General features: G+C 71.8%; 19 protein-coding genes. 8 read left to right on the plus strand and 11 right to left on the minus strand.

The features are described from left to right. Positions 1–2: 2 nt before the first annotated feature. The 7 genes from AB5J73_RS01090 to AB5J73_RS01120 all read right to left on the minus strand — a co-directional run bounded on the left by AB5J73_RS01090 (position 3) and on the right by AB5J73_RS01120 (position 7,957). Positions 3–2,321 (minus strand): YncE family protein, encoded by a 2,319-nt coding sequence (locus AB5J73_RS01090; protein ID WP_370967158.1) that lies wholly within the window; start codon positions 2,319–2,321, stop codon positions 3–5. A gap of 199 nt (positions 2,322–2,520) precedes the next feature. Continuing rightward, positions 2,521–3,039: a hypothetical protein gene (locus tag AB5J73_RS01095; protein WP_370967160.1), complete on the minus strand. Its 519-nt coding sequence runs from the start codon at positions 3,037–3,039 to the stop codon at positions 2,521–2,523. A gap of 7 nt (positions 3,040–3,046) precedes the next feature. Next, positions 3,047–4,012, minus strand: coding sequence for a 2Fe-2S iron-sulfur cluster-binding protein (locus tag AB5J73_RS01100; protein WP_370967162.1), 966 nt, complete (start codon positions 4,010–4,012; stop codon positions 3,047–3,049). A 213-nt stretch (positions 4,013–4,225) separates the two neighbouring features. Further along, the gene (locus AB5J73_RS01105; RefSeq protein ID WP_370972847.1) at positions 4,226–5,059 is read right to left on the minus strand and encodes a helix-turn-helix domain-containing protein; all 834 of its coding nucleotides are present in this window, start codon (positions 5,057–5,059) and stop codon (positions 4,226–4,228) included. A 129-nt stretch (positions 5,060–5,188) separates the two neighbouring features. Beyond that, positions 5,189–6,013: a hypothetical protein gene (locus AB5J73_RS01110; RefSeq protein WP_370967164.1), complete on the minus strand. Its 825-nt coding sequence runs from the start codon at positions 6,011–6,013 to the stop codon at positions 5,189–5,191. A gap of 459 nt (positions 6,014–6,472) precedes the next feature. Then, complete coding sequence (locus tag AB5J73_RS01115) at positions 6,473–7,201, minus strand: helix-turn-helix domain-containing protein (RefSeq protein WP_370967166.1); 729 nt, start codon at positions 7,199–7,201, stop codon at positions 6,473–6,475. A 27-nt stretch (positions 7,202–7,228) separates the two neighbouring features. After that, positions 7,229–7,957, minus strand: a complete 729-nt coding sequence (locus AB5J73_RS01120; protein ID WP_370967168.1) for a YcnI family protein — start codon at positions 7,955–7,957, stop codon at positions 7,229–7,231. Between the two features lie 480 nt (positions 7,958–8,437). Between AB5J73_RS01120 and AB5J73_RS01125 the strand changes: the two genes are divergently transcribed. The 5 genes from AB5J73_RS01125 to AB5J73_RS01145 all read left to right on the plus strand — a co-directional run bounded on the left by AB5J73_RS01125 (position 8,438) and on the right by AB5J73_RS01145 (position 13,467). After that, complete coding sequence (locus AB5J73_RS01125; protein WP_370967170.1) at positions 8,438–10,027, plus strand: phytoene desaturase family protein; 1,590 nt, start codon at positions 8,438–8,440, stop codon at positions 10,025–10,027. A gap of 3 nt (positions 10,028–10,030) precedes the next feature. Further along, positions 10,031–10,753: an SDR family NAD(P)-dependent oxidoreductase gene (locus AB5J73_RS01130; RefSeq protein ID WP_370967172.1), complete on the plus strand. Its 723-nt coding sequence runs from the start codon at positions 10,031–10,033 to the stop codon at positions 10,751–10,753. A 90-nt stretch (positions 10,754–10,843) separates the two neighbouring features. Further along, positions 10,844–11,914 carry a GNAT family N-acetyltransferase gene (locus tag AB5J73_RS01135; protein ID WP_370967174.1) on the plus strand — a complete coding sequence of 357 codons (1,071 nt, stop codon included), beginning with the start codon at positions 10,844–10,846 and terminating at the stop codon, positions 11,912–11,914. Next, positions 11,911–13,119: an MFS transporter gene (locus AB5J73_RS01140; protein WP_370967176.1), complete on the plus strand. Its 1,209-nt coding sequence runs from the start codon at positions 11,911–11,913 to the stop codon at positions 13,117–13,119. The genes AB5J73_RS01135 and AB5J73_RS01140 overlap by 4 nt, the downstream gene beginning before the upstream one ends. A gap of 15 nt (positions 13,120–13,134) precedes the next feature. Next, entirely contained in the window at positions 13,135–13,467 is a 333-nt protein-coding gene (locus AB5J73_RS01145; protein ID WP_370967178.1) for a hypothetical protein, read from the plus strand. A 137-nt stretch (positions 13,468–13,604) separates the two neighbouring features. On the opposite strand, the gene AB5J73_RS01150 is transcribed toward AB5J73_RS01145, so the two are convergent. From AB5J73_RS01150 to AB5J73_RS01160, 3 genes are all read right to left on the minus strand, one after another. Continuing rightward, positions 13,605–14,900: a TfuA-like protein gene (locus AB5J73_RS01150; RefSeq protein ID WP_370967180.1), complete on the minus strand. Its 1,296-nt coding sequence runs from the start codon at positions 14,898–14,900 to the stop codon at positions 13,605–13,607. Beyond that, on the minus strand, positions 14,897–16,102 hold the full coding sequence (locus tag AB5J73_RS01155; RefSeq protein WP_370967182.1) for a YcaO-like family protein: 1,206 nt from the start codon (positions 16,100–16,102) through the stop codon (positions 14,897–14,899). The genes AB5J73_RS01150 and AB5J73_RS01155 overlap by 4 nt, the downstream gene beginning before the upstream one ends. Before the next feature lie 78 nt (positions 16,103–16,180). Continuing rightward, positions 16,181–16,306: a hypothetical protein gene (locus AB5J73_RS01160; protein ID WP_370967184.1), complete on the minus strand. Its 126-nt coding sequence runs from the start codon at positions 16,304–16,306 to the stop codon at positions 16,181–16,183. 208 nt (positions 16,307–16,514) lie between these two features. Between AB5J73_RS01160 and AB5J73_RS01165 the strand changes: the two genes are divergently transcribed. Beyond that, entirely contained in the window at positions 16,515–17,942 is a 1,428-nt protein-coding gene (locus tag AB5J73_RS01165; protein ID WP_370967186.1) for an NAD(P)/FAD-dependent oxidoreductase, read from the plus strand. A 23-nt stretch (positions 17,943–17,965) separates the two neighbouring features. Beyond that, positions 17,966–19,192 (plus strand): MFS transporter, encoded by a 1,227-nt coding sequence (locus tag AB5J73_RS01170; RefSeq protein ID WP_370967188.1) that lies wholly within the window; start codon positions 17,966–17,968, stop codon positions 19,190–19,192. A 57-nt stretch (positions 19,193–19,249) separates the two neighbouring features. Here AB5J73_RS01170 and AB5J73_RS01175 read toward each other — a convergent pair whose 3' ends face one another. Further along, entirely contained in the window at positions 19,250–19,378 is a 129-nt protein-coding gene (locus AB5J73_RS01175; RefSeq protein WP_370967190.1) for a hypothetical protein, read from the minus strand. Positions 19,379–19,557: 179 nt separating this feature from the next. On the opposite strand from AB5J73_RS01175, the gene AB5J73_RS01180 reads away from it, so the two are divergent. Next, positions 19,558–21,003: an NAD(P)/FAD-dependent oxidoreductase gene (locus AB5J73_RS01180; protein WP_370967192.1), complete on the plus strand. Its 1,446-nt coding sequence runs from the start codon at positions 19,558–19,560 to the stop codon at positions 21,001–21,003. Positions 21,004–21,007 lie beyond the last annotated feature (4 nt).

Here is a 21,007-nt window from a genome sequence, read left to right on the forward strand (position 1 = left end):
TGTCAGCAGGCGGCTGCGGCGATGGGGTTGAGCTGCCGGCAGGTCAACTGCGACCGCCAGCTCCCCTGGTTCTGCTGGACCCATCCGTTGTAGACCAGCGGAACGGCCAGCACGCCCTGGCCGCCGTAGCCCGCCTTCCCGGAGATCGAACCGTCCATCTTGGTCGTCGCCGTCGGGTCGAGCGTCAGCTGGCCCGCCACCTTCGCGTCGTCGATGGCGCCGTCGCCGTTCGGGTCGACGTCGATGATCTGCATGACGTTGGAGAACTTGTTCGACACGTAGGCGTAGTAGCCACCGCCCTTCTTGGCACCGAAGTTGATGCCGTGGCAGCCCGCCGTGCACGGCAGGTCCTTGACGATCTTGTCGGTCCTCGGGTCGATGACCGTGACCGTCTGGGACAGCACGTTCGCCGCGAGCATCGCCTTGCCGTCCGGGCTGACCGGCAGCTGGATCGTCAGGCCGCCGAACGGCGCGCCGCTCTTCGGGCCGTCCTGCGGGCTGTAGTTCGCCCACAGGTCGATCGTCTTGCTGTGCACCTTCTGCCCGTTGTCCGCGCAGGCGGCCTGCGCGAGCGAAACGCACGTGATCGATTCGCCGAGGAAGTCCGCCGTGTAGAACTTCGAGGAGTCCGGGGTCATGCTCGAGGCGATCGGGAACTGGCCCGTCTTCTCGGTCCGGACCGTGCCGGTCGGCATGTCGATCACCGACGCGTTGTTGGTCAGCACGTTCGGCGTCACCACGGTCTTGCCGTCCGAACTGGTCCAGTGGGCGTGCGGGTGCCGGACCTCGCCGGTCGGGCTGACCGTGATCTTCCGGAGCACGTTCGTGCCGCCCGGCGCCAGCTCGACGACCTCGTTGCCGGCGTTGATGCCGATGACGAGCTTGTCGCTTCCCGGCTCCGTCATCACGTGCGCCGGGTTCTGCCCGACCTGGGTCTGGCGGACGAACTCACCCGTCTCCCGGTCGAACACGTCGACCTTGTTGGAGAACCACTCCGTTTGGTAGAGGTACTTGTACTCCTTGTCGGTCCACATGTTGTGCGGGTTGTTCATGTTGATCGACGGGGCGCCGATCTTGCGGTCGACCGTCCAGTTCGCCACGTTGACCTTCGTGGCCGAACCGACCGCCTTCTTGCCGGCCCACTCCTCGACCTCGGTGTCGACCCACACCTCGCCGACGCCCGGCGTCGCGGGGAGCTGGTTGCCCTTCGACAACGTCTTGGGGTACGAGAACTTCTTGTCGAAGTAGGCGTCCAGGTTCGGGATCAGCACCGGGTTGCCCGCGGCGTCGTACTGCAGGATCGGCACCGGCGGCTGGATCGCGTTGAAGCTGTTCTCCGAGTCCGGCTTGAACTGCTGCCAGTTGTTCGGGTTGGTGATGTTGAAGAACGTGTTCACCAGCCGGTTGACGATGTCGGAGTTGGTCGGGACGACGAGGTTGCGCGAGTTCACCATCGACGCCTTGCCGAAGTCGAGGCCGATGGTGAGCGGGTCGTCGACCACCACCGCGCCGAGCATGTACGGCGTCACCATGTCGGTGAACGCGTACAGGCCGGGCTCGGTCAGCTGGATCGACCGCTGGCCGAAGAACGCGCCACCGGGCATGTCGTACGGGAAACCCTCGGCGCCTTCGGGAGCGATCAGGCCCATCGGGTCGCGGGCACCGGTCGACTCCTTGGGGTCGACCACGAAGTTCACCGTCACCGGCGGGCCCTTGACGGCGAACTGGGCGAGGTCGTTCAGCGCGCCCTGCAGGTCCAGGCCGACCGGCAGCGAGCTCAGGTTGAGCGGCTGGTCGGCCCGCATCGTGGTCAGCTGCTGGGCGAACTGCCCGAGCAGGTTTTCCGCTTTGAGGGCCGCCGGGGCCGCCTGCCGGTTGGTGGCCCCGATCGACTTGACCGCCGACAGCGTGCTGTCGAGGTTCAGCGCCTTCCCCAGCTCGCCACCGAGCGAACCGAGCAGCGGGACCTGGCCGAGGAGGTTCTGCGTCAGGTTCCCGACCGCGCCGGCGAGGTCGGAGTTCAGGAGGCTGGACAGCTCACCCCCGGTCGTCAGGCCGCCCAGCGTGCCGAGCCGCGGCAGCTCCGCCACGGCCAGCGACTGGTCTCCGAACAGGTTCAGCCCGGAGTCGAACCACTTGCCGTTGTCGTCCTTCATGTGGAACGTGATCGGCACGGGACCGACCCCGATGGGCTGCTGCGCCGAGGCCGGGACCGCGGCCACCGCGGAGGCGCCGAGGGTGGCGACCGCGAGCGTGACCGTGACCGCCGACTTGGCGCGACGCCGCCTCGTGCGGGCTCCTGGCGGAGCTTCTGGGGACATGGGCTTCCTTCCTGTTTCTGTCCGGCCCGCCGGGAATCGGGCCGTCCGAACGAGAGAAAGTGAATCACGAAGAACGGGGGCAACTCGGATTTCCGCTGTTAACGAGACGTGAAATATTCGGCGTGCAAACACATTTCCACGGTGAGGAATAGAGTCATCAAAAGGGCTCGAAGTGTTTGCTTTTAATACTTCCCCGCGGTCAGCCGAGCAGACCGAGCACGGTGCAGAGCAATGGACCCAGCAATCCGCTCGAATCGCATTCCGGAGCGGGCGGGGGCGGCGGGGGTTCGGTGACCGGTGGCTCGGTCGGCTCCGGCGGCGCGGGCGCCGGCGAGGTTTCCGTCGGGGGCGGCGACGACGGCGGCAGTGGCGGATCCCCCGGCAACGGCGGGTATTCCCCGGTCGGCGCCGGCTGCTCGGGCGTCGCGGGCGGCGCCGCGGGAAAGCTTCCGGTCACCACGGGGCCGCCGGGGATGGTGGGATCCGGCCCCGGCACCGCCGGGGACGACGTCGGGGCCGGCGGCGCGGGAGGCGGGCCGGCCGGCGTGGGCGAGGTGGGCGAGGCATCGATCGGGACGGTCGGGCGCGGGGCGGCGACCTGGGTGACCGGCGGCCGCGGCACGTCGCCGAGGTGGCCCGCCACCGTCCACAGTGCCCAGCCGCAGGACGCGGCGGCTAGGAGAGCCGCCGCCCAGGTGCCGATTTTCGTCGTCGTCACGGGCATGTCAGAGGTCCAGTACCAGCTTCCGGCCGCAGGAGCGGGACACGCAGATCATCATCGTTTCGTTCGCGGCCTGCTCCTCGGTGGTGAGCAGCGAGTCGCGGTGGTCGGGAACCCCGCCGAGCACCGGGGTTTCGCACGTGCCGCACGTGCCTTCGCGGCACGACGACAGCACCGGCACCCCGGCGTCTTCGGCCACTTCGAGGATCGACCGGTCGGCGGGCACCGTCAGCGTCAGCCCCGACCGGGCGAGTTCGACGTCGAACCCGGTCACCGCGCCGGTGACCTCCCTGGGCGAGAACCGTTCCACGTGGAGAGTCAGGTCCGGGCGCCGGGCGCAGACCTCCTCGGTCACCGCCAGCAGCGGCTCGGGCCCGCAGCAGTAGACCGCGGTGCCGGCGAACGCCGTGGCCAGCACCCCCGGCACGTCGAGCAGTCCCCCTTCGTCCCGCGGCCACACCACCACCCGGTCGCCGTACCGCTCCCGCAGCCGCGCGGCGAACGCCATCGATGGGCGCGACCGCCCGCCGTAGACCAGCTGCCAGTCGGCGCCGCTCGCGTCGGCCGCCGCGAGCATCGGGACCACCGGCGTGATGCCGATCCCGCCCGCGATGAACAGGTACCGCTCGGCGTGCTCGAACGGGAAGTGGTTGCGGGGACCGCGGATCCGGACCCGGTCACCCGGGAGCAGCGCGTCGTGCACGAACGCGGATCCCCCGCGCCCGGCGCGCTCGCGCAGCACGGCGACTTCCAGCACCGAGCGGTCGGCGGGGTCGCCGCAGAGGGAGTACTGGCGGACGATGTCCGGCCGCAGCAGCAAATCCACGTGGGCGCCCGGCGCCCACGGCGGCAGCCGGTCGCCGGCGGGGTGGCGGAACACCAGCCGGACGACGCCGTCGGCGATCGTCTCCTTGTGCGCCAGCAGCACTTCTAGGTCGAGGTCGGCCGAAGGAAGGGTGTCGACGGTCATGGCTCTCCCGGTTGTCCGCGTCGGTTCGCAGAACAAGTCAAACCAGCGCCGGAAACAGTGGCATGGCTGGGAAATGAATTCCGCGTATCGCCGTTTTCACGGCACGCGGCGGGGGCGGTGAGGTTTTTCCGGCGACCCCAAGTCGGCTCTGTTGTCAAATACTACTCGTTTCTGTCGGCACCGCAATAAGGGTCATTCCACGGAGAAAGCCGGCTAGCCGAGCGCGAAGCGCACCGACAGCAGGCCGGGGCGCGGTCGCGGCCAGTCCCGCAGCATTTCGTCGTACTGGACGGGCCACTCGCGGACGACGATGTTGAGTCCCCGGCCGAACTGACCGGTCAGCCGCGTCAGGAACTCTTCCGCCTGCCGCGCGTCGAACGCCCCGCGCTGCGCCAGCAGGAACACCATCCCGCGCTGGGAAAGGGCCAGCAGGAGGTTGACGTCACCGAAGTGGTCGCGGAAACCGGTCAGCAGGTTCTGCTTGCCGGCGACCGGGCCCCGGCGCGGATCGACCGGCGTGTGCGGCCGCGTCCAGGCCAGCCAGAGCACCTCCGCGTCCGCGATCCAGTCGGTGCCCGGCCGGGTTTCCCCGGGACGGCCCGACGGCACCGGACCGCGCCGCATCTCCAGCAACCGGCGCTCCTCGACCAGGCCCCAGCGGGTCAGGTACTGCGACACGGTCGTCGAGCTGATCAGGATGCCGAACTCCCGGCGGACCAGCTCGGCGATCGCCTGCCGGGTCCAGAGCCGGTGCGGCAGCCCGCACGCCTCGGGCGGGCCCGCCACGATCGTCCGCACCAGCCACGCCTGCTGCGCGGCCGTCAGCGCGAACTGCTCACCGGGCCGCCGCCCCCGCCGCCGGGGGCGGAAGGCCTCGTCGCCCTTGTGCTGGTAGGCCGCGACCCAGGCGCCCACGGTCTTGCGCGAGACCCCGAACAGGCGGGCGACCTCCGCCCGCGTCACGCCCGCTTCGACGGCCGCGACGGCCCGCCGCCGGAGCTCTTCGAGGGCGTCCGCCGAAAGACTGCGCGCGTCACGGCCGGTCACGGTCAAGTCCCGAATGGTGGCAGCTGTGCTGTTCGTGGGGAACTTCCTCTCGTGAACGGGATGTCACCGCCGCATCCCTCCTGCGGAGAACGCCGTAATCGGGCGGTAACGAACTTCGCGACCCGACTGTCAGCGAGACGCGCGGAAACCCCACCGGCGCACCAGCTGCGCGCTCACCCCGGCCAGCAGCAGGATCGCCACCAGGACCGGCCAGGAGAGCTGGTCGCCCCGCGGAGCGGCCAGCGCCTCCGCCGACCCGGCCGAGCGCCGCGTGTCGATCACCACCGGCGGGCCACCGGCCGCCTGCGGCATCCCCGAACCGGCCGGCACCGGGAAGTCGGCTCCCGGCAGCTGTCCCGGGATCGGCGTGCCGAACACCGCGCCGCCGCCCGCGGTCGCGCCGGGCACGGCCGCGACCGTCCACTGCCGCCCCGCGATCGGCGTGCCGCCGCCCGGCGAAGTACCGATCGTGCCCGGTGGCGCGGGATCCGCGGGCGGGGCCGGGGTGGCGCCCGGCGGGAGACCCGGGACCTCGCCGCGCACGAGGATGCCGCAGAGCGCGCTGAGCGAGCCGCGCACCGTGGCCACCAGCGGGGCCAGCACCGGGGCGAGCACCGGCAGCTCGCCGAGGCGCGTGATCACCGCGTCCGCGATCCGGGTCCCCGGGATCTCGGCCTGGCCGGCGGGGACGGTCCCCACCGGGATGGGCGCCGTGGTCGCCCAGATCGACCGGAACGTCCCCGTCAGCACGCCCAGCGGGTCCAGCCCGGAGAGCGCGGACACCACGGGTTCGGCCACCGACGCGGGCGCCAGCGCCACCTGCGCGCCCGGCTCCCCGGTTACGGTGGCCCCGCAGCCGGCCACCGTCGCCGGGGCCTCGGCCGCGAACGCGGGCGTCGCGGTCAGCAGGACGAGGGTCAGCGTGCCTGCGGCGAGAAACGGTGGGGTTCGCACGTGCCGCCTCCTCTGGCGCCGGACTCTTGGCCCGGTCTCAGGTATTCGCGGTTCGGATGTGCCAGGGTAGGAAAACCCAGACGACGGCATCGTGGCAGGTTCACCACTTTGTTGACCAGCACGGCGAAAACGGGCGGGACGGTTCGTTGCGCCGGTGTTGCCGTTGCCCGACACAGCGCCCCTACCAGGGCTTATGTCGCTCGCGAGCGATCCGGGGCGGCACCGGCGGGCCGGCCGCGGCGGGCAAATACCGGACACCCCGGCGGCGACGGAAACGAGCACGCGCCCGGATCGGCGTCGTTCCCGTGTAACCCTTTCAAAGCAAACGAGGCACTTCTGCGCGGCGATATCACCGGCCGCGATCCGGAAACCGGGAAAACTGTTTACGCCCGGGTAACACGCCGCGGCACAAGAAAACCGCCGACCCGGATTCCGGATCGGCGGTTTCGGAGCAGCGGTTCAGGCCGGCAGCCCGACGTCCCGGCCGGGTCCCGCCCCGTCGTCGAGCAGCGCCGCGTGGGAGGCGGGCCAGCGGTGCGGGACCAGCCGGACGTCCCGGCCGCACTGCATGCGCAGCCGGTGCCGGAACTCGGCGATGCCGGTGAACGGCGTGTCCCTGGCGAGGAAGTGCAGCGTGCCGCGGCCGCTGACGGCGACCAGCGCGTGCAGCCCACCGGTGCCCGCGGGCGCGCGCGGGTGGGTGCAGGTCACCAGCAACGTCCCCGGCGGGCAGCCGGCCGGCCGGGACGATTCGCCGTCGCGGCCCAGGAGTTCCCACCGCAGCAGGTACTTGTCGACCGTCGTCCCGGCGAGCACGACCCCGCAGTCACGCGCGATCAGCTCGGAAACGGCCTTGCGCGTCCACACCAGCCACGGCAACCCGGTCTCGTCGGGCGGCCCGGCCGCCAGGGTCTCGACCACCCGGGCCTGCTGGTCCGCGGACAGCACCAGCCGCTCGCCGGTCCGGCGGCCGCGGGGCCGGGGCCGCAACGTCGATTCGCCGCCGGACTCGTAGGCCCGCACCCAGGTCCCCACCGCCTTCCTGGACACGCCGAACATGCTCGCGACCCGCGTCTGCGACAGCCCCGATCCGACCGCGGCCACGGCCTGCCGCCGCAGCTGCTCCAACGCGTCCGTCGGCAGGCTCCGGGCACCACCGGCGCGCGGGCCCCGCTGCTCCTCCACCATCGCCACACCCCATCCGGTCACGTCGGGCTACAGCTGGACCTTTTCCCGCTCGGGCACCTCGCCGGCGGCGTCGGACCGGCGGCCACCGGCTCGCCCGCGCAGCCACGCCGCGCCCCCGGCCACCAGCGCGACCGCGAGCGCGGCCCCGCCGAGCACCCGCGCGAGAACGTCCACATCGGACACTTTGGCCGCGGCCGCCGGAGCCACCGGGGCCACGGTGACGACGGGCGCCGGGTGCTCCGGCTCGGGCTGCCCCGGCTGCGCGGGATCGGCCCAGCGCACAACCTGTCCGTCCGAATAGGTCTGCAGCGCCTGGAACGCCAGCGGGCCCCCGGCGGGCACTTCCCCGATCCGCACGGGGAACTCCTGGAACGTGCCGGCGGGCACGGTCCCGCCGTCCCACACGATCGACGCCACCGGCTTCCCCGCCATCCCGTCCCCGCCCCCGGCGGCCGGCCGCTCGTGCACGCTGATCTTCCACCCGGGCAGGTTCGCCGGGGTCGCCGAGCCGATGCCCGGCCCGGCCGGGAACAGCACCTCCAGCCGCACGGTCGTCGCGTCGTCGCGTTCGTTGGGCACCCGGAAGGAAATCGTGGCCGGCTCGCCCGGGGCGACGGTGTCCGGAGTGGCCGCCACGTGGGCGTCCGCCACCGGCGGGCAGGCCAGCGTCACGGCGACCCCGGCGAGGGCGGCCACGACGAGGCGCCGCCCCCGGAACGGTTTCGCCCCCCGGATTCGCGGCGAAGGTGCGCGCATGGTTTTCCCTTCGTGGGTTCACCTATCGCGACCGGACCATTCCCGGTACGGCCGGATGGCGGAACGGAGATCATGGTCCGGCCAATGGTGCGGGACCACATGACGGACGGATGACGCTGCCGTTGACAGCTCTTTACCGGAAGCTCCCCGCCGCCGGCCGGGCTCGGTGATCCGCCCTGCGTCGCGGGCGAAACCGTGAGGCGCCCCGAAATAGGTGACACGCCTGCCGCGCGAGCGGGCGTCCCGTGACGCTCGTCCGCCCACCTCAGGCTAGCAGGACCGGCACCGTCGTCACCCGATCGCGTGAATCACCTATTTGCCTGGAGCGCTTCGCCTTGACTTCGGCGGCTCGCCGGTGTCGGCGACGGGCCGCGTCCGCGCAGGCAAGCTCAAAGATGCGGGGCGCGGAACGGGGCCGCGACAATTCGACCGGCAACTGGCTTCGCACGTCCGTCGGCTTCGATTGGGGATTTCGCGACCGTGAGCAACTCCAAGCTGGATGACGAGTCGTACGACGCGGTGGTCGTCGGAGCCGGCCACAACGGCCTGGTGTGCGCGGCCTACCTCGCGCAGGCGGGCCACCGGGTCGCGATCGTCGAGCGCCGGGACACCGTCGGCGGCGCCTGCGTCACCGAAGAACTGTTCCCCGGCTACCGGTTCTCCACGGCCAGCCTGGCGACCGCGTTGTTCCGCCAAGAAATCGTCGACGACCTCAGCCTGGCCAAGCACGGCCTGGAGATCATTCCCCGCGACCTGGCGGTGACGGCGCTGTTCCCGGACGGGCGCACGCTCGCGCTGGGCTCCGACGACGACCTCAACGCCGCCCAGATCGCGCGGTTCTCGACGCGCGACGCGCAGGCCTACGTCGAGTACGGGCAGACGATGCAGCGGCTCGGGAAGTTCGTCGAGCCGTTCCTGACCGGGGCGTCCCGCACCCCGCTGTTCGACGACGTTCCCGCGCTGAAGGCCGCGCTCGCCGCGGCGGCCGAGCTGCCCGACCAGGACCTCCGCCGGCTCACGCTCGCCTTGTTCGGCAGCGCGCGGGACCTGCTCGACGACTTCTTCGAGTCCGACGAGCTCAAGGTCACGCTGAGCACCGACGGGACGGTCGGCTACGACGGGGGCCCGTCCGACCCCGGCACCGCGTACCTCCTGCTCTACCACCAGCTCGGCTCGACCGACTCCGGCCGGCCGTCGTGGGGGCAGGTCAAGGGCGGCATGGGCAGCATCACGCAGGCGCTGGCCGCCGCCTGCCGGGAGTACGGCGGCGACGTCATCACCGGGCAGCCGGTGACGCGGATCCAAGTCGGCCGCGAGGGCGCGCAGGCCGTCGAGCTGGGCGACGGCCGGGTGCTCCGCGCGCGGGCGATCGTCTCGGCGGCCGACCCGCGGACGACCTTCCTGCGGCTCCTGGACGCCGACGCCGTGCCCGCCGCCTACCGGCACGTCGTCGCCGGGCGCGACTACGAGGGCGTCGCCGCGAAGATCCACCTGGCGCTGGACCACCTGCCGTCGGTGCGCGGCCTCGCCGACCCGGACTACCGCGGGACGATGCTGATCGCGCCGACCATGGACCACCTGGACCGGATCCACGCCGAAGCCAAACGGGGCCGCCCGCCGCTCGAACCGCACGTGGAGTGCACGTTCCCGAGTGTGCTCGACCCCGGCCTCGCGCCCCCCGGCAAGTACGTGATGAGCATGTTCGTGCAGTACGTGCCCTACACGCTGAGCGGCACCACCTGGGACGAGATCCGCGACTCCTTCGCCGACCGCACGCTCGGGTTCGTGGAGGGCTACCTGCCGGGGCTCGGCGCCGCCGTCATCGACCGCAAGGTGTTCAGCCCCTACGACCTCGAACGCGAACTCGGCCTGCCCGGCGGAAACCTCTACCACGGCGCGATGTCGCCCCTGGACGTGTTCGCGGGCCGGCCGGTCGCCGGGTTCCCCGACTACCACACGCCCGTGCCCGGTCTCTTCCTCTGCGGCTCGGGCACGCGCCCCGGCGGCGGGGTGTTCGGCGTGCCGGGGAAGAACGCGAGCGACGTGGTGCGGCGCCGGCTGGAAACCTGAGCCGTGGATCTCCGTGGTGGTTCGTACGTCGTCGCCGGCGGGGCCGGAGTCGTCGGGGAAGCCGTGACGCGGGAGCTGCTGCGGCTCGGCGCCACGGTGACCGTGCCGTCCCGGACACCGGACCGCCTGGCGCAGTTGCGTTCCGCGCTGCCCGAGGCCGATCGCGACCGGCTGCGCACCGTGCCCGGTGACGTCGGCGACCCGGCCGGCGTCCTCGAGGTGCGTGACCGGGTCGTCGACGGCGCCGGCCGGGTGGACGGGGTCGTCGCGTCGCTCGGCGGCTGGTGGGAAGGGCCACCGCTCACCGAGGTCGCGTTCCCCGTCTGGCAGCGGCTCATCGACGACAACCTGACCGCGCACTTCCTGGTGGCGCAAGCGTTTCTGCCCGTGCTGCGCGGGACCTACGTCGCCCTCAACGGGATCGCCGCGTTCCGGCCGGTTCCGTTGTCCGGCCCCATCTCGGTCGCCGACGCCGCGCTGACCATGCTGCTGCGGACGTTCGCCGCGGAACTCGCCGACGCCCCCGTGCGCCTCCACGAAGTGGCGATCCTGACCCCGGTCGTGACCCGCCACTGGCCGCCGGAGGAGCCCGCCAAACCGCACTGGCTGACCGGCGAGCAGGTCGCCGCACACGTCGCCGGGGTGCTGCACCCCGAATTCCCGGCCGACGCACCCCTGCAACTGCGCTTTCCCGCCGATTGCGACATCGAGACCGCGGACATTTAGGCAACGCATTCCCGGAGATGCACCGGTAAAGACCGCCGGGCGAAAATGTATCGGAATGCGATTTCCCGGGCTGGAAGGTGTTGGGTGCCCATGAGTGACCCCGTCGTATCGCGCTGGGTGGATTCGGCCGACGCGGTACCCGCCGAACTCTTCGACGGACCGTACTTCTCGATGACGGTCGGCTGGGCGCGCGCGTGGGAAAAGGTGCGCACCGAACAGGTGCGGGCCTTCCGGCACCTGACGCTCGAAGGCGGGCCCGCCGCCGAACTGGTGCCCTATTACCTCGTGGACCACTCGCCGACGTGGCGGGGTTACGAAGACGAAGCGGAAATCCCGCCGGTCTGGACCGGCCCGGTGGTCTATTCGTCCACGCTCTACGGCGAACACGGCGGCGCCGGCGGCAGCTCGCCCGAGTACATCGCCCGCGCGATCGACCTCGGGCTGGAGCAGACCCGGGCCTGGGGCGCCGAGGCACTGGTCTTCGGCAACCTCACGCCGGACGCCGTCGACGCGTGGGGCGCGGTGCGGCCGTTCGACGCCGCGGTGCTGCTGGACAAGAAGTACGAGTCCCCGCTGGGGGACGAAGGGGCGGGCTTCCTCGGCGGGATGCGCGGCAAGGTGCGCCGCGAGCTGCTCCGGCAGTGGCGCCGGGGCGTGGAGAGCGGCCTCCGGCTGCGCGCGCTGACCGGCGACGAGATGCTCCCCCACCTCGAGGACTTCACCGAGCTCGCGGTCGACACCTCGGTGGCGCACGGCGACGAGCTCTACGGGCCGGACATCTTCCACAGCCTGACGTCGGTCCCGGGCGCCGTGCTGCTCGTCGCCGAGCACGAGGGCCGGATGGCCGGGGCGTTCTACTGCTTCCTGTACCGCGGCCGGCTCGCGCTGACCATGGCCGGCCTCGACTACGACAAGCTCGGCGAGCTGAACACCTACGCGTTCCTCATGTACGAATCGGTCCGCTACGCGCTGGCGAACGGCGCCGCGGTCCTCGACCCCGGGCGCTGCAACTTCGAGTACAAGCAGCGCCACGGCTTCCGCGGGACCGAGCTGCGGGCGGTGGTCTACCTGCCCGAGCCGCGGCCGGACCTGGTGGCGGCCCTCGAACGGATGGACGGGCTCATGCACGAGTACATCGCGGGGAAGGTGGCGGCGGCATGACCGGCCCGGACCGCAGGTGGGGGTACACAGCGCACCTCGCGGTCCTCCTCACCACCCTGATCGGCATCAACATCGGCTACATGGCCGTGCTCCCGTTCCTGCCGCAGCTTTCGGCGCGGCTGGGGCTCGATTCGACCGGGCTCGCGGTGTTCGTCGCCGGGTTCGCCGTCGCGAAGATCGTCGCCCAGCCGCTCGGCGGCTGGCTCGCGGACGCGTGGGGCCTGCGGTCGGCCGGCACGCTCGGGCTGGCGCTGGCCGTGGTCGGCATCGCGCTGGTCGTGCAGGCGGAGACGGCGTTCCCGGCGATCCTCGGCCGGCTGCTCTGGGGCGCCGCCGACGGGATCATCAGCCCCGCGCTGTACGGCGCGGTGACGGTGATTTCGGCGGCGTACGGCCGTGATCCGGCGCGCGGCTACGCGAAGCTGGGCACCGCCGCGCTCCTCAGCTTCGCGGCGGGGCCGTTCGTCGTCGGCCTGGTCCACCCGTTCGCCGACTACCCCGCGGTGCTGGCCGCCGCCGCCGGCTTGACGCTGGTGAACGCGGTGGTCGCCTGGCGGGTCCTCCCCCGCCGGGCGGGCGAAGACCCCGCCGCACCGGACACCCCGGCGGCCCCGTCGATCGGGTTGCGGCGGATCCTGCCCGCCGTCGCCCTCTTCGGCCTGATCGACCTGGTCGCGAACGTGCTCTGGGCGGCGATGGAACCCCTCGTCCCGCTCAGCCTGGAACAGGCCGGCGTGGACACCACCGGCCGCTCGGCCTGGGTGCTGACGGCGGGCATGGTGGCGTTCGCCGTCGCCAACCCCTTGCTCGCCCGGCTGCCCGAGCGGTGGCGGCGGCCGGGCCTGGTCGGCCTGGGTTTCGCCGCGCTGGCTGTGTCCTGCTTCCTGCTGGCCGCGGTGGACGTGCTCCCGGTCGGGCTGTTCGCGATCACGGTGTTCATGGCCGCGCAGTCCTACATCTACCTGGTCGCGCGGGAAGGCATCCGCCAGTACTGCGGCGGCACCGGCACGGCGTGGGGCATCTTCGGGATGTTCACCGACGCGGGTTTCGTGGTGGGACCGGTCCTCGCCTTCTTCCTCTTCGACCTCACCGGCGGTGCGGTGTTCCCGATCCTCGGCGTGGCCGCGGTGCTCGCCGCGGCGACCGCGTCCACCGCGATCCGCGCGTGGCGGCCGCGGGTATTGAGCGAACAGCACAGCGAATGAACAGGAGTGAGTGGAATGGTCACCGTTATCGAGACGTGGTTCCTCAAGGAGGAGTTCGCGGACAAGGCGCTGCAGCTGATGCAGGAAATGGACGACATCGTGGGCCCCAACGCACACGGTGACGCGGGCTGGTGCGGGCACGCGCAGTTCTTCCAGCGCGACGAGAAGCCCGCCGAAGTGATCATGATGTACCCGTGGCGCAGCACCGAGCTGCACCGGAGCCTGCGCGAGAACGAAGAGCCGCTGCTGCTCGATTTCGTCAGCACGTACTGCGCCCGGGAGCGGACCGTCGAGTACGTCACCGAACTCGAGGTGGAGGTCGAACACGACGACCACCACCACCACTGAAAGCCACCTCCGGGAACCCCCTTCCGCCGCGGTTGCGGCGAAGGGGGTTTTCCGTTGTGGACGGTCGCGGGCTCGGGCGGCGGGGGCCGGTGCCGCGGGGGCCAGTGTGGCGATGGTGAGTGTGCCGGAGCCTGGGCTCAGGCGGTGGCCTTCATCGCCACCGCGGCGCGGGCGGCGATGAAGAACGGGCGGGCCTGCTCGCGGAACTCCTCCACCGTGCGGAAGCCGCGGTCGAGGGCGTGGATCGACAACTCTCCGGTGGCCCAGAGGGCGGTGAACGCGGCATCGATCAGCCGCTCCGGCAGGTCCTCCGGGTGGTAGGCCGGGTTGCGCCGCTGGGCGTGCTCGTTCAGTTCGAGCACCGCGGCGCACTCGGTGGCCAGCTCGGTCAGGTCCGGTGCCAGCTCGGCCGGGAACTCCTCGTACACCAGCCGGCCGGAGCGCAACCGGAACGTGCGCACGAGGACGCGTTCCAGCAGCTCCGCTTGCGAAAACCGGCGGGCCTCGGCGTCGCTCAGCACCCCGCGGGCGACGAGGTCGTCGTTCGTCAGCGCGCTCAGCCAGGCCGGCGCCGCGTCGGTGTCCCGCAGTCCCGGGTATTCCGGCCGCAGCCTGCCGAACACGTACCTCGTGTGGAGCTCGGGGTAGTCCGGCCGGAACAGCTGCGCGTACGTCAGCACCTGCAGCAACGTCGGGGCGGCGGGGCCGGTCGTGGCGGGGGTGTGCAGGAGGCGCCACTCGCGCATGTCGGTGAGGTCCGGGACGGCCACCGCGTCGGTCAGCGGGTTCGGCGCGGTCCCGGACAGGATCTCCCGGACGGCCTGCTCCGCGTCGATGCGCTTGATGTCGCCCAGCCGGTCCGGGTCGAGCTCGGCGAGGACCGCTCGCATCGGCTCGGCCAGCCCGCCGGCCGCCGCGACCAGGACCGCGTCCGTGCGGGAGCCGAAGTGCACCGACCGCGCGACCTCCACGATGGCTTCGGCGGTCCGCTCGTCGAGCCGGCCGGCCGCCGCCATCCGGTCGGTGACGCTGAGGATGCTCACGAGCGCGTGGGTGAAGGCGCGGTAGCCGACGTCGGCGTCGCCGTGCATGAGCGCGACGTCGGCGTCGGAGAACAGCCGGCCGTCGCGGTACCAGCCGAACACGCTGCCCAGCCCGGCCATGCCGTGCCCGAGGTGCTCGCACGCGCGGAGGGCGCCGATGCTGGCCGCCCCGTAGACCGGGACTCCTCGGGTGTGGAGCTCGATGATCTCCTTGTTCCGCGCGGGTGCGGTGTGCTGGTACAGCCCGTCGACGATGAGGACACTGTCGCCCGGCGCGACGCGGACCCGGTAGAGGTCGCCGTGCGCGACCGGCGGGTGCCAGCAGACGCCGTCCAGTTCCAGCACCGCCGAACCGGTCAGGGAAGGACCGGCGTACACGTGGACGGTCATGGCGCCTCCTCCGCTTCGGGGGCCGGGCGCGGCAGCTCTTCGTTGGCCTCGTGGTGCAGTTCGGGCAGGCCGGGCACCACGACCTTGCAGACCGCGAAGACCTCGCCCGGCGGCGTCAGGTCGACCCGCAGCACCGGACGGCCGGACCTCGCGGTCACCTGGCCCGTCAGCCACTCGACGAGCTCCGCCGACGGCGTGGCCGGGTCGGCGAGCCCCGGTGCGACGTCCGTCCAGGTCCGGTTCGGTTCGACCGCCGGCGGGTCGATCGGGTTGCGGACGCCGCGGTAGCCGACCTTCCCGATGTCCTCGCGCATCCCGCTGATCACCGACATCCGGCTCTGCACCGCCTCCGTCAGCGCCCGCTGCAGCGCGAGCTCCGGGAGGACGTGGCAGCCCGATCCGGCGTACAGGCTCGGCATGTCCGCGCGCCACACGTAGACCGCGAAGGTCGACGTGCCCGGCACCGCCGAGCACTCGACGACTTCGACCCAGAAGTCGTCGGCGCGCATCCGGTCGATGAGGTCCTTGCTCCAGCACTCGGGAAGGCTGTCGAGGTCGACGACGTTGCGCCGGCGGATGGGCGTTTTCGCCATGGCCGCGCAGGAAAACCGTTCCACCACTTCAAGGAGCGCGTGGACGGTGGCTTCGGCGAGGGTGTTCCCGCTCGCGAGCCCGTTGGTGGTGCTGAACAACGTGCGGGGCCGCCAGCGGTCGTCGCTGATCCCGTCCAGCGCGATCGCGTGCAGCGGCACGAACGTCGGCGTCGCGTCGTGCAGGAGGGTCGCCGGCACCCACTGCAACGGGAAGCTGTCCGAGACGAGGGACTGCCGGAGCGGCGTGATCTCGGTCGTCGAGTAGGGCACGCCGAGCTCGCCGGCGGTCGCGACGACGGTGTCCGCGGGCTGGAACTGTTCGCAGATCTGGTATTCGATGGCCTCCATGACCGCCGAAACCTTCGCCAGCAACGGCGTCGCGCCCTTGCCCTGGCTCACGCCCAGGGTGTGTCCCAGCGGCCGGACGGCCATGTAGACCGGCATGCCGATGGTGTCGAGGCCGGTCAGTTCGGCCACCCTGGTGATGCCGTAGTCCCGCAGCCGCGGGCGCACCAGCTCCCACGTCCGTTCGGGGGTCCGGTCCCGGATCGTGCCTTCGAGCAGCACCGGGCCACCGGTGCGTTCTTCCATCGACGGCGCGACGGTCATGGCTCTCGCTCCTCAGGCTGTGCTGGGACGTGGAGGTGCCGCGGGCGAACGCGGCACCGCCACGGACGAACCCTCGAATCAGGCTCCGGTCTTGCCGAACGCGAGCGCCTTCGCGGTGTACTCGTCGAGCTTCAGGTCCTCGACACCGGCGGCCTCGAGGGCGGCGTCGACGGAAACGGCGATGACGTTGGTGATCTCCGGCATTTTTTCCTCCATTTTTTGAGCTGGCATTCTCGACTGCGACGCCCAGAATCGACCTCACCGGTCCGCGGCGCCACTTCCGCAGTGCTCTCCGGCCGCCGGGGCACGCCGGGAGGTGAACCATTCCGGCCGAGGGAGCACTGTGGGACCGAAATGAGCCGAGCGGGCTCGCGCCGGACCGGGGAGCGACATGAACGATGTGACAGGAGCCGTGCGGACATTTGACGTCGTCGTCGTCGGGAACGGCGCACTCGGTCAGTCGCTGGCGCTCGTCCTGGCCCGGCGCGGCGTGCGCGTCGCCCTGCTCGGCGAGCCCCACCGGCCGTTCGCGGCCTCGACCGCCTCCGGCGCGATGCTGGGTTGCTTCGGCGAGGTGACCGAAGCTCTCGTCCGCAGCGACCACGGCCGGGCGAAGCTCGACCTCGACGTCCGAGCGGCGAAGCTCTGGCCGGAATGGGCCGCCGAACTGGCCGATGATCCCGCGGAAAACGTCCGCACCGCCGACGGGACCGTCGTAATCCTCAACGCCATCGGCGTCCCCGGAATCGACGACGCGAACTACGCCGCGATTCGCGGAGAACTGCGGCGCTACGCCGAACCCCACGAGGACGTCGACCCGGCGGAAATCGACTGGCTCGACCCCGACCCGGGCGCGCGCCCGTTGCGCGCCATGTTCATCCCCGGCGAGCACGCCGTGAACTCCGCCGCGCTCCTCGACCAGCTCCAGCGGGCTTTCCGGCGGGCGGGCGGCACGATCATCGCCGAGCAGGCGGCCCGGGTCGAGCACCAGGCCGGCCGGGCGACCGGCGTCGTCCTGGGCTCCGGGACGACGTTGTCCGCGAAGCACGTCGTGCTCGCCGCCGGCGCCCGGTCCCAGGACGTCCTCGAAACCGTGCCGGAAGTCGCCGCGCAGGTTCCCCCGCTCGTGAGCGGCTACGGCCTGTCCGTCCTGCTGCGCCCGCCCGACCGGAGCGGCCCGTCCAGCGTCATCCGGACCCCGAACCGGGCCTTCGCCTGCGGCCTGCACGTCGTCCCGCGCGCCACCGGCGAGGTCTACGTCGGCGCCACCAACATCATCTCCGCGACCCCGGTCGACACCCCGGTGCTCGGCGACGTCCACTTCCTGCTGGACTGCGTCCACCGCCAGGTCCGCCGCGACCTCTACGGCGCCGACATCCTCAAGATCCAGGTCGGCAACCGCCCGGTCGCCCTCGACGGGTTCCCGCTGCTCGGCGAAGCCGGCCTCGACGGCCTGTGGCTGATGACCGGCACCTACCGCGACGGCCTGCACCTGTCCCCGCTGCTGGCGAAGGAAATGGCCGCGCGCATCCTCGGCGAGACCCCCGAGCTGGACCTCGACGGGTTCCGCCCGCTGCGGCAGCCGATCCAGACGGCGACCCGGGAAGAGATCGTGGCGACGACCGCCACGCACGTGCTCGCCACCGGCTACGAGTACGACTGGTTCACCCCGACGTTCTGGCCCCAGTTCCTGGAGAAGAACCTGCCCGGGATCCTGACCGCGGCGGCCGAAGAGATCCACCCGACCTTGACGCCGCCGCCCGAGCTGCTGGACGTCGCGCGGACCGATCCGACGTTGCGCAAGCTGCTGCAGGAGTACTACGCGGCCTGCGCCGCCTGACCACTGACGGGAAGTGAACTGCCGTGCCCCTCGGCGTCTACCGGGCGGTCCTCGCGATCCCGCACGTCCGCGGGTTCTTCTCGGCGGGGCTCGTCGCCCGGCTGCCGACCGGCATGCGGGCCGTGGCGTGCCTCCTGCTGATCTCGGCCACCACCGGTTCGTACACCTTGGCCGGTGCCGTTTCGGGCGTACTCGGTGTCGCGGAGTCGGCAGGCGTGCTGGTGCTCGCCCGGCAGGCCGACCGGCGGGGCCAGCGGCCGGTCGTCCTCGGCTCGCTGGCCGCGCACGTCGTGGCCCTCGTCGCGCTCGTCGCGGCGGTCAGCTGGGCGCTGCCCGCCTGGACGTACTTCGCGGCGGCCGTGGTGGCCGGTCTCGCGACCGCGCCGTACGGGTCGTTCGTCCGCGCCCGCTGGGCGGCGGCCGCCGAGTCGCCCGACGACCTGCGGACGGCCTACGCCATGGAGGCCGTCTTCGACGAGATCTTCTACATCGTCGGACCGCTGCTGGCGGTGGCCCTCGCGACCCGTGTGTGGCCGGGGAGCGCGCTGCTCGCGGCGGCCGTCCTGGTCTCGGCGGGCGGTCTCGCGCTCGCGTCCCAGCGGCGGACCGAGCCCGCGCCCGGCCCGCACGCCGGGTCCGTCACCGACCAGATCGTGCGCGTCCGCGGGATGTGGGTGGTCGGCGCCGTGTGCTTCTTCCTCGGCAGCTACGTCGGCGCACTGGACCCGGCGATGATCGCCTTCGCGGAACAGCACGGCGCTCCGGGCCTGGCCGGTGTGCTCCTGGCGACGCTCACCGTGGCCAGCATGCTCGCCGGGATCGGGTTCGGGGCACGCAAGTGGTCGTGGTCCCAGCCGCGCCTGCTGGTGGCGGTGACGACGCTGCTCTGCGCCTGCACGGTTCCGCCGGTGTTCGCCGACGGCATCGGCGTGATGGCCGGGTGCGCGTTCGTGGCCGGGCTCGGGATCGCGCCGGTGACGGTCACGGCCGCCACCCTGGTCTCGTCCCTGGTCGCCCGGTCGGCCCTCACCACCGGGTTCGCCGTCATGGGCAGCGCGACCGGCCTGGGCATCGCGGCCGGCGCGGCGGTGAGCGGCGCCCTGATCGACAGCCACGGGATCACGTGGGCGTTCTTGTTCACCACGCTGACGACCGGCGCGGGAATCGTCGTGAGCCTGCTGGGCCGGAACCTTCTCGGTGCTCCACCGCGGGAGATCACCGGCGAGCGGCCGGCCCCGGTGGGCCGGTAGCGGCCGGTCGTGGTGGTGCCGCACGGGAGGCGCGGCACCACCACGGAAGACCTCGAATCAGACGCCGGTCTTGCCACCGAACGCGAGCGCCTCGGCGGTGTGCTCGTCGAACTGGAGCTCCAGGACACCGGCGGCCTCGATGGCGGCGTCGGCGGAAGCGGCGATGACCTTGGTGATTTCCTGCATGATTCGCTCCTCAATGGTGATCGGCAAGTCTTGCGATTACGCGATTCAGAGTCGACCCGAACGGCAGGCCGTCGCGCCTTCTGGATTGCTCTGCGGCGAAAAAACGGGAACGGGCACGCCGGGAGGTGAATCTTCGCCGGCGGGCGTGGCAGGGTCGGGTGAACCTTGAGGGGAGTGACATGAATGCAGCGGTAGAGGCCACCCGGACCTTTGATGCCATTGTCGTCGGGAACGGTGCGCTCGGTCAGTCCTTGGCGCTGGTGCTGGCCCGGCGGGGTGTGCGCGTCGCCCTGCTCGGCGAGCCCCACCGGCCGTTCGCCGCCTCGGCCGCCGCCGGCGCCATGCTCGGCTGCTTCGGCGAAGTCACCGAAACCCTGGTCAGCAGCGACCACGGCCGGGCCAAGCTCGACCTCGACGTCCAAGCGGCGAAACTCTGGCCGGAATGGGCCGCCGAACTCGCCGACGACCCCGCGGAAAACGTCCACACCGCCGACGGGACCGTCGTGATCCTCAACGCCATCGGCGTCCCCGGAATCGACGACGCGAACTATTCCGCGATGCGGGCGGAACTGCGGCGCTACGAGGAACCCCACGAGGACGTGGATCCGGGGGAAATCGACTGGCTCGACCCGGATCCCGGCGCGCGGCCGTTGCGGGCCATGTTCATCCCCGGCGAGCACGCGGTCAACGCCGCGGCCCTCCTTTCCCAGCTGCAGCGGGCTTTCCTGCGGGCGGGCGGCACGGTCATCGCCGAGCAGGCGGCCCGGGTGGTGCACTCCGGCGGCCGGGCGACCGGGGTCGTCCTGGACTCGGGAACCGAGCTGTCCGCGGCGCACGTCGTGCTCGCCGCCGGCGCCCGGTCCCAGGACGTCCTCGAAACCGTGCCGGAAATCGCCGCGCAGGTACCGCCGCTCGTGAGCGGCTACGGCCTGTCGGTGCTGCTGCGTCCCCCGGACAAGAGCGGCCCGCGCAGCGTCATCCGGACGCCCAACCGCGCGTTCGCGTGCGGCCTGCACGTGGTCCCGCGCGCCACCGGCGAGGTCTACGTCGGGGCGACGAACATCGTCTCCGCGACCCCGGTCGACACCCCCGTCGTCCGGGACGTCCACTTCCTGCTGGACTGCGTCCACCGCCAGGTCCGCCGCGACCTCTACGGCGCCGACATCCTCAAGGTCCAGGTCGGCAACCGGCCCATCGCGCTCGACGGGTTCCCGTTGCTGGGCGAAGCGGGGCTCGCCGGGCTGTGGCTGATGACCGGGACCTACCGCGACGGCCTGCACCTGTCCCCGCTGCTGGCGAAGGAAATGGCCGCGCGCATCCTCGGCGAAACCGCCGAGCTGGACCTGGACGCGTTCCGCCCGCTGCGGAAGCCGATCCAGACGGCCACCCGCGAAGAGATCGTCGCGACCACGACCACGCACCTGCTGGCCACCGGCTACGAATGCGACTGGTACACCCCGACGTTCTGGCCGCAGCTGATCGAGAAGAACCTGCCGGCGTTGCTGACCGCGGTGGCCGAGGACATCCACCCGACCCGGACGCCGCCGCCCGAACTGCTGGACGAGGCCCGGACCGATCCGACGTTGCGCAAGCTGCTGCAGGAGTACTACGCGGCTTGCGACTGAGTTC

It is taken from the genome of Amycolatopsis sp. cg9 (genome assembly GCF_041346945.1).
GTDB lineage: Bacteria > Actinomycetota > Actinomycetes > Mycobacteriales > Pseudonocardiaceae > Amycolatopsis.

What these genes read in the sequence shown, in the direction of transcription:
- AB5J73_RS01090 (WP_370967158.1), bottom strand. Translation starts at nt 2,321, where the DNA reads ATGTCCCCAGAAGCTCCGCCAGGAGCCCGCACGAGGCGGCGTCGCGCC.
- AB5J73_RS01100 (WP_370967162.1), bottom strand. Translation starts at nt 4,012, where the DNA reads ATGACCGTCGACACCCTTCCTTCGGCCGACCTCGACCTAGAAGTGCTG.
- AB5J73_RS01115 (WP_370967166.1), bottom strand. Translation starts at nt 7,201, where the DNA reads ATGGTGGAGGAGCAGCGGGGCCCGCGCGCCGGTGGTGCCCGGAGCCTG.
- AB5J73_RS01120 (WP_370967168.1), bottom strand. Translation starts at nt 7,957, where the DNA reads ATGCGCGCACCTTCGCCGCGAATCCGGGGGGCGAAACCGTTCCGGGGG.
- AB5J73_RS01135 (WP_370967174.1), top strand. Translation starts at nt 10,844, where the DNA reads ATGAGTGACCCCGTCGTATCGCGCTGGGTGGATTCGGCCGACGCGGTA.
- AB5J73_RS01140 (WP_370967176.1), top strand. Translation starts at nt 11,911, where the DNA reads ATGACCGGCCCGGACCGCAGGTGGGGGTACACAGCGCACCTCGCGGTC.
- AB5J73_RS01145 (WP_370967178.1), top strand. Translation starts at nt 13,135, where the DNA reads ATGGTCACCGTTATCGAGACGTGGTTCCTCAAGGAGGAGTTCGCGGAC.
- AB5J73_RS01150 (WP_370967180.1), bottom strand. Translation starts at nt 14,900, where the DNA reads ATGACCGTCCACGTGTACGCCGGTCCTTCCCTGACCGGTTCGGCGGTG.
- AB5J73_RS01155 (WP_370967182.1), bottom strand. Translation starts at nt 16,102, where the DNA reads ATGACCGTCGCGCCGTCGATGGAAGAACGCACCGGTGGCCCGGTGCTG.
- AB5J73_RS01160 (WP_370967184.1), bottom strand. Translation starts at nt 16,306, where the DNA reads ATGCCGGAGATCACCAACGTCATCGCCGTTTCCGTCGACGCCGCCCTC.
- AB5J73_RS01175 (WP_370967190.1), bottom strand. Translation starts at nt 19,378, where the DNA reads ATGCAGGAAATCACCAAGGTCATCGCCGCTTCCGCCGACGCCGCCATC.
- AB5J73_RS01180 (WP_370967192.1), top strand. Translation starts at nt 19,558, where the DNA reads ATGAATGCAGCGGTAGAGGCCACCCGGACCTTTGATGCCATTGTCGTC.